Source organism: Micromonospora sp. NBC_01740 (assembly GCF_035920365.1).
Lineage (GTDB): Bacteria > Actinomycetota > Actinomycetes > Mycobacteriales > Micromonosporaceae > Micromonospora > Micromonospora reichwaldensis.
This window is the reverse complement of the sequence record NZ_CP109150.1, coordinates 4,147,824-4,162,009: the sequence shown is the minus strand read 5'-3', so window position 1 is coordinate 4,162,009 and position 14,186 is coordinate 4,147,824. Positions and strand designations below refer to the sequence as shown.

11 protein-coding genes and 1 pseudogene are annotated in these 14,186 nt (G+C 71.2%); 7 read left to right on the top strand and 5 right to left on the bottom strand.

Annotated features, from left to right (window positions below):
* The first annotated feature begins 224 nt into the window (after positions 1 to 224).
* Positions 225 to 2,930 (top strand): LuxR C-terminal-related transcriptional regulator, encoded by a 2,706-nt coding sequence (locus tag OG989_RS19260; protein ID WP_327027900.1) that lies wholly within the window; start codon positions 225 to 227, stop codon positions 2,928 to 2,930.
* Positions 2,931 to 3,203: 273 nt separating this feature from the next.
* On the opposite strand, the gene OG989_RS19255 is transcribed toward OG989_RS19260, so the two are convergent.
* Positions 3,204 to 3,434 carry a ferredoxin gene (locus tag OG989_RS19255; protein ID WP_225851965.1) on the bottom strand — a complete coding sequence of 77 codons (231 nt, stop codon included), beginning with the start codon at positions 3,432 to 3,434 and terminating at the stop codon, positions 3,204 to 3,206.
* Positions 3,431 to 4,654, bottom strand: coding sequence for a cytochrome P450 (locus OG989_RS19250; RefSeq protein WP_327027898.1), 1,224 nt, complete (start codon positions 4,652 to 4,654; stop codon positions 3,431 to 3,433). Before OG989_RS19250 ends, OG989_RS19255 begins: the two co-directional genes overlap by 4 nt.
* Before the next feature lie 557 nt (positions 4,655 to 5,211).
* Between OG989_RS19250 and OG989_RS19245 the strand changes: the two genes are divergently transcribed.
* The 6 genes and pseudogenes from OG989_RS19245 to OG989_RS19220 all read left to right on the top strand — a co-directional run.
* Entirely contained in the window at positions 5,212 to 5,982 is a 771-nt protein-coding gene (locus OG989_RS19245) for a hypothetical protein (RefSeq protein ID WP_225851966.1), read from the top strand.
* A gap of 392 nt (positions 5,983 to 6,374) precedes the next feature.
* A complete protein-coding gene (locus OG989_RS19240; protein WP_151453026.1) occupies positions 6,375 to 7,511 on the top strand; it encodes a hypothetical protein in 1,137 nt (378 codons plus the stop codon).
* The gene (locus OG989_RS19235; RefSeq protein ID WP_151453027.1) at positions 7,508 to 8,668 is read left to right on the top strand and encodes a hypothetical protein; all 1,161 of its coding nucleotides are present in this window, start codon (positions 7,508 to 7,510) and stop codon (positions 8,666 to 8,668) included. The genes OG989_RS19240 and OG989_RS19235 overlap by 4 nt, the downstream gene beginning before the upstream one ends.
* A gap of 364 nt (positions 8,669 to 9,032) precedes the next feature.
* On the top strand, positions 9,033 to 9,611 hold the full coding sequence (locus OG989_RS19230; RefSeq protein WP_151453039.1) for a hypothetical protein: 579 nt from the start codon (positions 9,033 to 9,035) through the stop codon (positions 9,609 to 9,611).
* A gap of 181 nt (positions 9,612 to 9,792) precedes the next feature.
* On the top strand, positions 9,793 to 10,080 hold the full coding sequence (locus OG989_RS19225) for a hypothetical protein (RefSeq protein ID WP_151453028.1): 288 nt from the start codon (positions 9,793 to 9,795) through the stop codon (positions 10,078 to 10,080).
* Between the two features lie 305 nt (positions 10,081 to 10,385).
* Positions 10,386 to 10,789: pseudogene (locus OG989_RS19220) on the top strand (transposase); the annotation flags it as partial.
* Positions 10,790 to 10,819: 30 nt separating this feature from the next.
* Here the strand turns inward: OG989_RS19220 and OG989_RS19215 are convergent.
* The 3 genes from OG989_RS19215 to OG989_RS19205 all read right to left on the bottom strand — a co-directional run bounded on the left by OG989_RS19215 (position 10,820) and on the right by OG989_RS19205 (position 14,149).
* Positions 10,820 to 11,458: a hypothetical protein gene (locus OG989_RS19215; RefSeq protein ID WP_327027896.1), complete on the bottom strand. Its 639-nt coding sequence runs from the start codon at positions 11,456 to 11,458 to the stop codon at positions 10,820 to 10,822.
* A gap of 559 nt (positions 11,459 to 12,017) precedes the next feature.
* Positions 12,018 to 13,301, bottom strand: a complete 1,284-nt coding sequence (gene otnK / locus OG989_RS19210) for a 3-oxo-tetronate kinase (protein ID WP_327031204.1) — start codon at positions 13,299 to 13,301, stop codon at positions 12,018 to 12,020.
* Positions 13,302 to 13,321: 20 nt separating this feature from the next.
* On the bottom strand, positions 13,322 to 14,149 hold the full coding sequence (locus tag OG989_RS19205; protein ID WP_327027894.1) for a DeoR/GlpR family DNA-binding transcription regulator: 828 nt from the start codon (positions 14,147 to 14,149) through the stop codon (positions 13,322 to 13,324).
* Between the last annotated feature and the right edge of the window lie 37 nt (positions 14,150 to 14,186).

Sequence of the window (14,186 nt, the reverse complement as noted above, 5' to 3'; positions counted from 1 at the left end):
CCGCCGGGAAACTACACCTGGACCGATCAACTCCGGATCTGGCCGGATCGAAGAGTGCGGTGGGCTGTTGACTATGAAGCGTCCGCCTTGTGTACTCGACATCCCCAAAGAGGATCTTCCCCCTAAGGATCCCTAATGCCAGGTAAACGGCCTTATCTGATCACACTGGGGTTGCGGTCGCGCACCCGCAGCCACAGCCAGCGGCCGTCCCGCGACATCGTCCGATGACGCCCAGCCCGGCCGACCGGCTCGTAAGAACTCGACGGAAATCCGGTCGGACGACCGGTCACCCGCTGCCCCGGACGGAATTCGCCGCACTCCGTCGTCAGCTCGACGACCTGCACGCGGGAACCGGCGCAGCCGTCGCCCTCGCCGGAGAACCGGGAATCGGCAAGACCACTTTGATCTCCGCCCTCGCGGCGCAGGGCAGGGCGCACACCCTCACGGTGGTCGCCGCCACCGGCCGGACGGGCACCGGTCCGCCGGTCGTGGTGGGAACGGAACCCACCCTTGTCCTGCTCGACGACGTGCACCTGCTCGACACGGCGCACCGGGACCAGATGCAGCTGCTGATCGAACTGACCACCACCGCGCCGGTGCTGCTGGTCCTCGCCTACCGGGACCGACAACTGTCCCGTGGGGCGGCGGCGGTGCTGTCCCGGGCGGCCGCACGCGGCCAGCTCACCCAGCACCGACTAGGTCCACTGGACCTCGGCCAGACCCGCGAGCTGCTCGGTGACCGGCCGGACCTGACCCGGCTGCACGCCGAGGGTGACGGCAACCCCCTCTACCTGCAACTGCTGGCCGCCGCAGACACGGAGGCCATGACCGACGCGCACCTGATCCTGCTCGGCGAGCTGGCCGAACTCGCCAACCGCGAACTGCGGGTCGCCCAGGCAGCCGCCGTGCTGCGTACCCCCGGTTCGGCGGAACTGCTCGCCGCGGTCGCCGAACTGGACGTCACGGAGACACTGTCCGCCCTGGACACCCTCACCGAGCTGGACCTGATGCGCCCGGTGCAGTTGCTGCCGCGCTTCGCGTTCCGGCACGACGTCGTCCGTCGGTTCGTCTACGCGCAGATCGGCCCCAGCCAACGCCTCGCCGCCCACCGGCGCGTGGAGACCGAACTGCTGGCTCGCGGCGCTCCGGTCATCCAGCGCGCCCACCACATCGCCCGGGCCCTCGACACGGGCCGTCCCGAGCAGTTGCCCGTTCTGATCGACGCGGCGCGGAGCACCATGCACGACGCACCGGCCGATGCCCTTGAGTGGTTGGAGTCCGCGCTACAAGTGCTGCCCGAGGGCGACGACCGCTGGTACGAAGCGCAGGTGCTGGCCCTGCGGGCCCAGTTGCTGCGCGGCGGTCGATGCGACGTGCAGCAACTGGTGCACACCTTCCTACCCCGGGCGGTCCGCATACCGGGTGGGGACTTCTCCTCGACCATGGCAGTCGCCGTCCGGGTACGCCGGATCCAGGGCCGGCACGCCGAGGCGTCGGTTCTGATCCGGGAGGGGCTGGCCGCGCTGCGGGGCACCCATCCCTGCGCTCCCTCCACGGCCGTGGCCATGCACACGGAACTGGCGGCACTCGCCCTCGACCGGCTCGATCAGGAAGCCGCCCGCCTGAACGCCCGCGAGGCCGCCACCATCGCCCGGCAGCACGGGGACCGGCTCGGGGAGGCGGCCGCCGTCGCCCAGATGGCGATGGCGCACCTGCTCGCCGCGGACAGCGACGCCGCGGACCGGGCCGCCGACATCGCGGCCGATCTGGTGGACACCACGCCGGACAGCAGCGTCGTCACCAACCTGCCGGCCCTCTACCTGGTGGGCGCGACGGAGGACGCCCTGCACCGGTTCACCGAGGCGCAACGGCACCTGTCCCGGGGTGCCGACGAGGCCCGCCGAACCGGACAACGTTTCATCCTTCCCGCCATCCTGACCTCGCTGGGGGCGGTGGAGTTGCAACGTGGACTGCTCGACCGGGCCGGCCGCACCCTGGAGGAGGCTGCGGAACTGCTCGAACCGGAAGGCACGTCGACGGCCCGGGCTTCGGTCGCCGCGCTTCTCGCGCTCGTACGGTACTGGCGGGACTCCGACCGAGAGGCCGCCGCGGTGATCGCCCTGGGCGATCAGGCCCTCGCCCTGGTCCGGGACCAGGGGCCGGCCGAGGATGCGATCGTGCCCTGTCTCCTGGCGGACCTGCTGATCAAGGTGGCGGAGCCGGAACGCGGGCGTCGGCTGATACTCGACGCTCTCGGCGGCCCGGAGATGCCACGGATCGCCCCGCCGAACCGGTCCCGGTGGTACGAGGCGCTGTCCACGGCCGCGCTGCGGATGGGTGACACGCGTGACGCGAGCCGGTGGGTCGACCTGGCCGAGGCCTCGGTGCGCAACCTCTCCGTCAGCCGTCAGGGCTTCCTGATGCGCGCCCGCATGCGGCTGTACGCCGCACGCGGGGAAACCAGCCCGGCGCTGGCCGACGCGGAGCAGGCAGTCGAATGCTTCGCCGGTCGGGGACTGGACCTGGACCTGTGCCGGACGATGGCGGCGGCGGGAACCGTGCTGGTCGACGCCGGCCGCACCGACGATGCCCGCGCCTGGCTCGGACGGGCCGCCGCGCTCGCCGAACAGTGCGGTTCGGCCCGTCTGGTCGATCGGGTTCGCCGACAGCAGAGCCGTCTCGTCCCCGACACGTCAACCAGGGGTGGCGACCCGCTGGCCGTGCTGACCGAGCGTGAACGGCAGATCGCCGATCTGGTGAGCCGCGGTATGACAAGCGTGGAGGTCGCACACGGGCTCTTCCTGAGCGTCCGTACGGTCGACACCCACCTGGGCCGGATCTACCGCAAGCTCGGCGTGTCGAACCGGGCGAGCCTGGCCCGGGCGATGCTCCGGTCGCACCCGACGGCGTTGGCCGGGGAACCTCGGTGAGGTGCGCGGTGCGTCGTCGCCGCGCGGCGGGGCCCGGCAGAGCACCGCTGCCGCACCGGGCGGCGGACCCCGACCGGCCGGACGGCGGGCGGGCACGCCTCGACGGGTAGGACACGCGCAGGCGCGAGGCGCGCCCACCCTCTACGGCGGGACCGTGCCCCTGGGGCTCACCCACGTCGGCAGTCAGCGTCGCCCGGCGTACGCCTGGCAAGGGTGACGCACGGCCCCGGGGTCGGCGCTCCCGGAGGTCGACGAGCGCAGGCTCCGGTGGCCTCAGACGATCCGGATGGCCCCGGCCGGGCAGAGATCGGCGGCGCGACGGACCCGCTCGCCGCTTCCCGCCGGCGGCGCGGCGGCCCGCAGCAGCACCAGCCCGTCGGAGTCGTCCTGCGCGAAGACCTCCGGCGCGGCGAGCACGCAGTTGCCCGACCCGCAGCAGGCGTCCCGGTCGACCTCCACCCGCACCGGCGCCTCCTCGCCGACGGGCCGGCCGCCGGCGGTCACCAGGTCACCGGCAGCGCGTCGAGTCCGAAGACGACCGAGCTGTCCCGGATCCTCAGCTCCTCGGGCGCGGCCGTCACCTGAAGGCCGGGAAAGCGGCGGGCCAGCGCCACCAGCGCGATACGTAGCTCGGCCCGGGCGAGCGGCTGCCCGATGCACTGGTGCACCCCGAACCCGAAGGCCACCTGCTGGTGCGCCTGCCGGTACGGATCGAACCGGTCGGGCTCGTCGAAGACGTCGGCGTCCCGGTTGGCCAGGGAGATCAGCACGACCGCGCCCTCACCGGCCCGGATCAGCCGACCACCGATCGTGACGTCCTCGGTGGCCACCCGGAGCAGGCCGGACCGCACGATGCTCAGGTAGCGCAGCAACTCCTCCACCAGCTCCGCCGCCCGTTCGGGCTCGTCACGCAGGATCGCGTACTGCCCCGGGTCCCGGGTCAGTCGCAGGACACTCAGCCCGATCATGTTGGCGGTGGTCTCGTGGCCGGCGATGAGCAGCAGCAGCGCCATCCCGACCAGTTCGTCCACATCGAGCTCCCCCGGCTCGACCCGTTCCCGGATCAGCCGGCTGAGCAGGTCGTCCGCCCCTTCGGGCCGGGCTCGCTTGGCGTCGACCAGCGCCCGAATGTAGTCACGCAGCTCCTCGAAGTCGCGCTGGACCCGCGCCGGCGGCATCTCGCGGTCGAGCAGGGTGCGGCTGCGGGTCTGGAAGAAGTCGTGGTCGGCATAGGGGACGCCGAGCAGGTGACAGATCACCATGGACGGCAGCGGCAGGGCGAAGGACGACACCAGGTCGGCCGGAGGCCCGGCGGCAGCCAGGACGTCGAGCGCCTCGTCGACGGTGCGCTGGATCAGCGGCTCGATCCGGCGGACATTTTTGATCATGAATTCGGCGGTGAGCATCCTCCGCAGGCGGGAGTGCTCGCCGCCGTCCATCTGGATGAACGAGCCCCTGCCGTCCTCGGCCGCCTGCGGCGGCAGCGGGCGCAGCAACGGAAAGCCGGGGCGGCGGAAGTCGGAGCTGAAAGCGGGGTGGCGCAGCAGTTGGCGGACGTCGGCGTGCCGGGTGACCAGCCAGGCCGGAGCCCCGGTGGGCAGCCGCACCCGCCGCACCGGGCCGACGTAGCGGTCTCGTTCGGCTTCGTCCAACGGGGTGAACGGACCTCGGGTGGGATTGACCGGCGGCCATTGGGGCAGTTCCGCCTCCACGGCACGTGTCACATGGACCACCTCCGACGACAGCAGTGGGTAGCCATATCGATGCGCTACGTTACCTATCGGCGAAGGTCGACACAATCCCCGTCACCCCGACCGGTGCGGCGTTCGCGACCGTCCCGCCGGGCCGGCCGACCAGGCTCGGGCGACCGGCCGCCGGCGCCGCGCTGCGGCTGGCTGCCCGGCTCCTACGAGCCGCACGGCGTCGGCTCCTCGGGCGACGGCATCCGCGCACCGGCTGTCGACGACCTGCACGGTGCTGGGCCTGGGCTACGCGGGCCAGAGCGCGACCCTGCGGTGCGGCGCGGTGGGTAACGACAGGTGGGGCTGGTACCACGTCAGGAACAACAGCACCGGCGTCACCGGATTCGTCCGGTGTGACGGCCTGACGGGCGTACCGATCTCCACCCTGGCGTGCGACGCCCGGTGTCGGCCGGCAGCGGTCGGCACCGATCTCCGGCCGCGTCGGGCACCTGTCCGGCGCGGCCCGCCGCGTCCGGCCGGGAACTCAGCTTCGGTGCGTCGCGCGTCGGCTGCCAGCGGACATGCCGGATGATGCGCGGGTGACCTCCTTGTCGGGCGCGCACCTGTTCCCATCCCCCTCGGCTCCGCTCGGCCATCGTGGTTCGCCACCGCTGCTGGACTACTACCTGCTCCACGCCGTGCCCGTGATCGGCGGTAATCCGGCGGAGCTCGAAGGCATACTCGCCGAGGAGTTCCTACTCGCCGAGGATCACTCTGCCGTGGGGCTCGTCAGCACCGGGTGGACCGTGTGGGACCGTCGGTGGTGTGACGCCTCGGTCACCAGTCAACGCATTCGCGCCGATGCCGGCCTGCGACGACGGGTCATGCCGGTCGACCGGGCCACCGCAGCCGCGATCTACCGGGAATCCTGCGGCGACGAACTGCCGTCCGAGGCCACCCTTCGCGCCCACTTCATCGACTGGCCAGCGGCCAGAATGCCAGGTGCGCTACGGCTGAGTACGCCCGAAGTCAGGCCTGGCTTTCACGAGACGCGCGTCTATCGCATCCTGTTCGCCAACGAATTGTCCCCGGACGGCCTGGCGGCCCTGTGCGCGTCCTGGCAGATGTCGGCGACGGGCGACGTCACCGATCCGGGCACCCGGGTCGTCGGAACCGCCGGACACCGCACTCGCGGCGACGTCTTCACCTGGGATCTGCGCCGCGTCGGCGCTGGCAGCGCCTGGTGCCTCGATGTGACCTGCGAGCTGGCCGGAAGCCGGGACGAGACGGTCGGGTTCCTGCTACGGGAGCTGACCACACATATGCGCGCGCAGGGACTGATACCGGTCACCATCGACCGTTTCTGCTGATCAACCGGTCGGGGGCGGCGCCGCGTCCGCGACCTTCTCACCGACCAGCGGCCGGATCGGATCGCTCACACGGGGCGAAGTTGAGCACGACGGTCACCTCCAATGGGGTGCCGGGACGACGCACGCGGCCTCTGGCACAGGACGTACGGCATGGTGTCCGAGGCGACGGCGATGGACACCCACGTCCGGCATCGTCGTTCAGTCGCTGACGTCACCGGGACCGGCCTCTCGGAACCCTGCTCGGCGGTGTCGTCAGCTGGCGCACTGAGTCTGGCCCGACCGGGCGATGACAGAGGGGAGTGCGACCGTCACAGCCGCAGCCTAAACTCGAGGTACGACGTCAGGTGGAGGGTCGTCCGTCGATGCGTATGTCTCGGGTGCAGTCTGTGGTGATGGCCGCAACCGTTCTGTCGGCCGTACTGCTGGGGCTTCTGATCCATCACCTCATCCGGGATCCCGCGACGCTGGCCGACCCGTCCGACGGATCGTCCAGCGCGCCCGCGGAGCCCTCGAAGCCACCCACCCTGGCCTATCTCGCCGCAGACGAGCTGGCCCTGCTTGTCGACGGTCGACTGGTAAGTCGGATCGAGGGCGACTTCTCCGGGTACCACACGGCACCGGGCTGGACCAGTAGCGGACGGTACGTCTTCGCAGTGACCGCCGCAGGCACGGACGAGGCGACGGTCGCGGTCATCGACCGCACGACCGCGACCAGCTTCTCCCTCCCCTGTGTCGGCTGCTCAAGCAGCATCTCCGTCGGTACGGACGAGGTCCTCGTCGTGGACGGAAAGCGGAGGATCCACCGGCTGGCGTTGACCCGGGGGCGGGACGGCACATCTGAACCGGTGGACGCCCCGGTGCGGTTCAGTCAGCAGCTCACCGCCCTGGCTGGCCTGCCGGAGGTGGCCCTCTTCGCTGGCGCCGATCTCGACAGCACGGCGGCCTACGGTGGACCGGAGCAGTTGCTGCTCGCCTCCTCGGACGGGCAGGTCAAGCGGATCGGCATGACGAAGGGAAACATCGCAGTCTCCCGGGGGACCGCCGCCGCCACGACCGCCTACGGCGGAGCCCGAATGGCCTTCGTCGAAGGCGGTCACTTCGACGCCTGCCGGGAGAACGCGACCGTCACCGTCCTGGATCCAGCCACCGGACGTAGGCAGGCGACCCCTGGCCTCGATGTGGCGGAGGGCCCCACCCCGTTCGGCGCGGATGGTCGGGGTTCCCGGGTGGTCGACCTCTGGTGGGAGGACGGCCTGCTGTACGCCACCACGATCGGTTGGTCCTGCGGGGAGGCATCCGCCTGGGCCTACGGCGCCCCGGTCCTGTGGCGTCTGGAGGCGAACAGCTCCTGGAGCCGGGTAAGGGGCCAACTGCCGACGCAGTCGGTACGCACCAGGTCCGGGCTGGTCTTCGCCAGCCTGGCGCCGTCGACCGACGGTCAGAGCGCCACCGCGTTGACCTGGTTCTCGGGGCCTGAGCAGCGGGTCGTTCACCCCGCGGTGACGGCGATCGCGACACCGCCTCAGTGACCGGACAGGAGGAACGACGGGTCACGCCACCCGTGCTCATGAGCGACGACGATGGTCAGGAGAAGGACATGGCACCAGAACCGCCGCTACCGGGAGCAGACAAGGACGGCGAGAAGACCACCGCTGCGCCGCCACCCGCGGCAGCGGAACCGGGGCCACCGGCTACGGAACCGGCGCCACCGAAAGGTCGTTCACTCCTCGCCCACGCCGGGGAGCAGATCGCGCCCGGCATGAAGGATCTTCCGCCGCCGGAGAAGCCGAAGTTTCTACTCATCATGATCGCGGTGGCCATCGTGTCCCTACTGGCGACTCTGGTCGTCACCCACTTCTTCAACCGGGAGACCGCGGATTCACGGGTCGGGACGGACCTGGACGCCGGCCAGCGGCACGACCAGGCCAAGACACCCTTCGTCGCTTCGGTGAAGTACGACCGCACCATCCCCGAGTTCTGGCGGATCGTCCTCGACCGGCCGTTGACCCAACCGGAGCAGGTGAAGCTGGAGTCGCTCGGATCCGACGTGGAGATCTGGCGCTTCCTCCGTACGTTGGGTGGACGTCTGCTTCCCTTTCCGTCGATGATCGGTGGCTTGCCGGGTGGCTTCACAGACCCGTCCACCAGTGACGCGGCGGTCTTCACCATGAACATCATCAGTGACCGGACGACCCAGCTCTCGATCATCGACATGCACGCGGTCAACGTCTCCTGCCAGCCGTCGACGGCCAAGGCGGTGATCGACGTCGCCCCGGAGGGCGGTGCCGCTTACGAAGGGATGCTCTTCGATCTGACCGAAGAGGATCCGATCCCGTACATCGCCGATGACGTCGAGGAGCAGGGACGGCCGTACTTCAGTCGCCGTAAGATCGACCTGGGTGGTGGCATGTCCCCCGGCGGGCTGCGTGTGGAGGCGGTCACCGGGGAAAAGTCCTGTAGTTGGGAGATCGAGGCCACTTACCACGATTCCACGCCGCAGGGTGGCGGAAAGCTGATTCTCCGCGACGGGGAGAAGCCGTTCGTCGTGGAGGCCCGGCCCCGGCACCCGGAGCAGTACTGGATCCGGAGTTCCGCCACCTTTCCGGTGTTGAATCCCCCGAACCTGGTCCCGTGCCACCGGATGCCCACGGCTGCGGCGTGTCAGGGCCGGTTCGACCCACCCTGACCGGACCCCTCGCCAACCCGAGCCGGGACAACGTGTCTGCTCACCTGCGTACCCGGCACGACGACGAGCATCGTCGATGTTGCCGGAGCGGTCCGGGTCGTGTTGCAATGGCTCACATCGCCGCAGCGCGGGGGCAACCGCGCTGGGAACGGCAGCACGGGAGCAGCAGCACCGGTAGCGCGCCGGTCTCACCGGCCCTCGCGCGCCGCCTCGTCGGGCCGTCTCCACGTACGACGGGCACACCCCTGGGCAACCGTCCCCGCCGTACGTGTCCCACCACAGCCGACGCCGGAGATCCGACCGGCCGGAGGCATCCGGGCCGTCTGCCAGGGCACCGGAAACGGCGACCAGACAAGAGGTGAGCATGTTCTCCCGGCAGAGTTTCGCGGGATGGTACCGAAATCGATTCGTGTGGGTGGCAGCGATCCTGACCTTGACGGCCGGCGCGGTCGTACTGACCAACTCGGCCGGATCGGAAGCCGAGCCGACGGATCTGCGGACACGGATCATGGCCCGAATGCGGAGCACGCTCGAACAGGTGGACCCGGGGCAACACCACCACGCTGGACATGACGCACCGGCCGCCACCGAGGGCCGGGCGAAACCGGCGGTGATCTGCGGAGTCCGCGTCTACGGTCACGAGCCGGCGGAAGCCACCGCCCTCGCCGACGTGCGAACGGTCTACGGCTTCCGCCTCTGCGGGATCGCCGAGCAGAAGCGTCCGTGGGACTGGGCCGTCAAGCTCGTCGGTCCAGTGATCATGGACATGTCCATCGAGCCCCCCGGCATTCGGACGGTCGAGGCGAGCGCCGATGTCGCGTTCGTCGACCGGTTGCGCGAGATGTTCCCGCAGAAGTACGTGGAGCAGGCGCGCGAGGAGGCGCTGACCGGGCCGGAAATGGCAGACCTGCGTCGCCGGTATGACGCCGCGGCCGGGCTCTGACCGCGTCAGGAGGACCGGAACCGGCGGCCGGGCCCGGCGAGCGATCCCGGCCGGCGGGTGTCTGCGCACGGGCCGGGTAGAGCGACGGCATCGCGTGACCGGCGTCGCGCAGGCCGTCGGGCAGCTTGCGCAGGTCACCCATCGCCGGGCTGGTGTTCAGGTCCCCGGCGAGCAGCACCGGATGGGGGTTGGACCCCACGTCACGGGCCAGCGCCCGCCACTGCGGTTCCCGCTGGGCGTGCTGCTCGCGCAGCACCCGGTAGAAGTCTCCGTCGAACGGGCCGTGCTCGGGCGAGAGCTGCACGGGCAGATGCAGGTTGTACGCCGACAGCACGCGGCCGCCGCCGAGGTCCAGGTCGGTGCGGAGGGTCTTGTAGCGCCACTGGTCGCCGGCTCCCGCCACCGCCGGCGGCAGGCCGGCCGGCTCCAGCGGCACCTGCCGCAGCACCGGCAGGCGGGAGACGGGTGACCAGCTCGCCGGCGACCACGACCTGGAAGCCGGGGAACTCGGCGCGCAGCCGGTCGAGCGTGGCCGGCGTCGGTCCGGCGCTCTTCTCGTACCAGTATTCCTGCAACAGGTAGACGTCGGCGTCCGCGTCGCGCAGCGACCCGTACAGCGCCTCGGTCTCGCCCCCCCGTTACCTTTTTCGTGGCTCCGCAATGGGGCCTCCGGCCTTCGGGTCCGGCATGACTTCCCCTCCTTGTTGTTCATGATCCGGGGGGTGGTGTCACCGGGCCCGGAGGCATCGACTGGCCGGACGGATCGAGGAACTCCTGGACGCCCACCCTCTTTCCAAGGTCCTGACCTCGATGCCGGCGTCGGCGTCAGGACCGGCGCCCGCATCCTGATCGAGGTGGCGACGGCAGCACCTTCCCGACCGCCGGCCACCTCGCCGCCTACGCGGGTCTCGCCCCGGCCACCCGGAACTCGGGCTCCTCCATCCGCGGCGAACAGCCCTCCAAGAGAGGAAACAAACAGCTCAAACGGGTTTTCTTCCCTTTCCGCGTTTGCGGCCCTGGGCGACCCGGCGTCCCAGGCCTACTACGATAAGAAGATCGCCCAGGGCAAGCACCACACCCAGGCCCTGCTCTGCCTCGCCCGGCGCCGGACCGACGTCCTCTTCGCCATGCTCCCCGACGGAACCTTCTACGAACCCCAACCCGTCAAAGCGACTTGAGACTTGCTTGCCCTCGACCCAAGCCCATGGTCAGCTTCGAGCATGAAGGACGAGACTTCCGAGCATCTGGCGCTCATCCGTCGCTGGCTCGCGGGCGAAGTCGTCAACGACACCGTCGGCATCAAGATCGTCGGCGGCCCGTTCAACGGGCAGACCAAAATCGTTGAGCTCGACCAGGCAGGACTGCCACCCGCAGGCTTCCGAGGCCGCCCAGGTCGAGCACCAGGACCCTGGAACCCTGCCGTCAAACACACATACCTGGCAGTCCGAGCCCCCGACACATCCGCAGGCTGGATCTACGAATACGCCGAGGCCGACACCACCGCAGAGACTTGCCCAAACCCATAGGGGCACCCCCTCGTCCCAGTAATTCCAGACGAACACGCGCAGGGCGTCGGGCGGGGCCGGGCCGTCCCCGCCCTGCCACCGGCGGACGTTGACGCCGCTCTGCCCCGCACCGAGCAGCAACGCGGCGGCGGCGAGCAGCGCCACCGTGCGGCGCCGCCGCCGGACCGCCGCCGCGCCGGCCCCCAGCGCCAGGGGCGCCAGGAGAAAGAAGAGCGGCGGCACGGCGTCCACCGCGAGCCAGAGCCACCAGCGCCCACTGAGCGCCAGGTGCGCGACGGTGAACGCGAGCCAGAGCGCGCCGGTGCCAGCCAGGACCGGCACCAGACCCAGTGGTGGTGCCAGGAGACCGGCGAACGAACACGCCCGTCGTCGCGCAGGCCAGCGGGCCGTGCAGCTCGTCTCCGGCGCGGGCGCAGCGGGCCGCGACGACGATCCCGGCCACCGCTGTCAGCGCCGCCACCGGCAGCCAGACGGCACGCACGTCGGCGAGGCGCGCCAGCGCGCCCGCCCGGTAGGCCGCGAGGTCGCCCCAGAACCGGCCGGTCGCCCGGTACACGACGACCGCGCCGGCGGCCACCAGCACCGGGAGCAGCAGCAGGGCGGTGGCCGGGAGCGCCGGGCCGGGGTGACGTCGCGGCCGAGGGCCGGGGTCTGGTGCCGACGACAGGGTCGTCACCGATCTCCCCTTCAAGCGTCGGCGGGAGAACGGTAACAATCGATCGCTGAACGCATCCTGTAACTGGTCTGGATTACCCACCGTCCACAGCGGCCGGATCGACACCGGCCGTCGCGCCGGACAGAGTCACATCGGAGACCCGGCTATCGCCTACCGCTGAGGGGCCGATAGCCGTCTCGCGACAGCGACGACTGCGGCTGGTCCTCAGGGGCAGTGCCGCCAGGCGGTGGTGAACAGGTCCGGTTCGCCGAAATTCCCCGACTTGAGCAACAGGGCGAGCGTGGGGCTGCCCTCGGAAACCATCCACGGCAGGCCCGGGCCGGCCGTCGGTCCCACCCGCAGTGTGCCGAGCTTGAGTGCCCGGACCACCGCTCCCGACGTCTCGCCGCCGGCCACCAGCAGGCATCGGACCCCGAGGGTGTCCACCGCGTGATTGGCAATCTGTGCGGTCGCCGCCTCCAGTAGTGCGGCGGCTCGTCCCGGGCCGAGCCGGGATTCGTGCCGCGCGACGTGCTCTGGACCAGACGAGGAGGTGACCAGAACGGGTCCGCTCGTGTTCCGGTATGCCCCGGCCACCGCAGCGGCCACGGCGTCGACCGTCTCGGCGAAGCCGATGTCAAGGTCGACTGGGGACAGCGTCACCCGAGGCCCAGGGAACTCATCCACCTGTTCACGGGTCCGCTCAGAACAGCTGCCAGAGAGGATCAGCTGCCGGCCCTCCGGCACCACCGGTACAGTCCGCGCGGGGATGATGACGCCGCTCCGACAGGCTCCGGCCGTCGAAGTCCGCGTCGCTGTGCCGGATGTCCGTGCCAGCGCAGCCGCCAACCCAGCGGCACCGCCCGCCAGCACCCCGTTCGGCATTGCCAGCAGAGCGATGGCCAGCGTGTCCAGATCCCGGTCGGCGAGGGCGTCGACGATCACGTGTCGGGCGCCGTTACAGCGAGCGGCCTCAACCGCTGCGGTGACGGCGGCCGGGCCAGCGGCGACCGTAGTCTGGTCGACGAGCGCAACCTCACCCTCGGCCTGGCGGGAGAGCACCCGCACGAGGTCGGGGTCGCGCATCGGGGTGAGCGGGTGGTCCCGCAGCGGCGACTCGGAGAGCAGTCGCCGGCCGACGAAGAGGTGCCCCTGGTAGACCGTGCGGCCCACCCGAGGCGTGGCCGGCGTGCCCACCGCGACGGCGTCGCCGATGAGGTCGACCAGGGCGTCCGCCACCGGGCCGATGTTGCCCGCGTCGGTGGAGTCGAACGTCGAGCAGTACTTCTGGTAGAGGGTGGTGCAGCCGGCGTCGAGCAGCCACCGCGCCGCGGCGAGTGACTCCGCGACGGCCTGGTCACGCGGGGCGGTCCGGGACTTCAGCGCCACGACCACGCAGTCGCTGGCGGGCGGCGGCACCGTGGGGCGGCCCACCACCACGACCGCCGACCCACCCGCCTCGCTCACCGCGTCCGCGAGGTCGCAGGCCCCCGTGAAATCGTCGGCCACGGCACCGAGCCAGGGCCCGGTCACGGTCCGGCCACCCGGGTGGCGCTCGCCGCCGGCCGGGACGCCGGGACGGCCGTCCCGGCGTCCAGCGGCGCGACCACCACCTCCCGGCAGGTCGCCCGCAGCAGCGCGAGCTGGTCGGCATCCGTCCCCGCGTCAACGACGACCGTGTCGACCGCCGCCAGGTCCAGGAACCGCATCGGGGCGTGCGCCGCCAGCTTGCCGTGGTCGAGCAGCAGGACCACCCGGCGGGCGATGCGGGCCATCGCCCGCTTGATCTCGGCGTCCGCGGCGTTGGCGGAGTAGACCCCCGTCGGCCCGGCGGCCGTCGCGGAGAGCACGGCCACGTCGACCGCCAGGTCCTCCAGGCCGGCACGGGTGATCGGCCCGGTGAAGGAGCGGGTCGCGCGGTGGTAGGCGCCGCCGAGGGAGATCAACTCGAGGTCCTCGCGCCCGGTGCACGCCAGGATCACCGGTATCGAGTGGGTGACGACGGTGAGGCCACCGGGCAGCCGGGCGGCGAGGGCCGCGACCGTGGTGCCGGCGTCGAGGGCCACCACCGCGCCCGCCGGTACGAGCGGCACGGCGGCCCGGCCGACCGCTTCCTTCTCCGCCGTCGCGGCATCCCTGCGCTGCTCGAACGGGACGCCGTACGCCGGCACGGGGGCGCTCGCGCCACCGGCGACCCGGTTCACCAGTCCCTGGGCGGCCAACTGCCGCAGGTCACGGCGGATGGTCATCTCCGACACGCCCAGCTCGGCCGCGGCGTCGGTCGAGGAGACGTAGCCGGCCTCGGCCGCCCGGCGCAGGAGTTCGCGGCGCCGCTCGGGAGCCTGCGTGTAGCGCACCGGTCCATCCAAGTGCGACCACACCCGTTTGTCAATC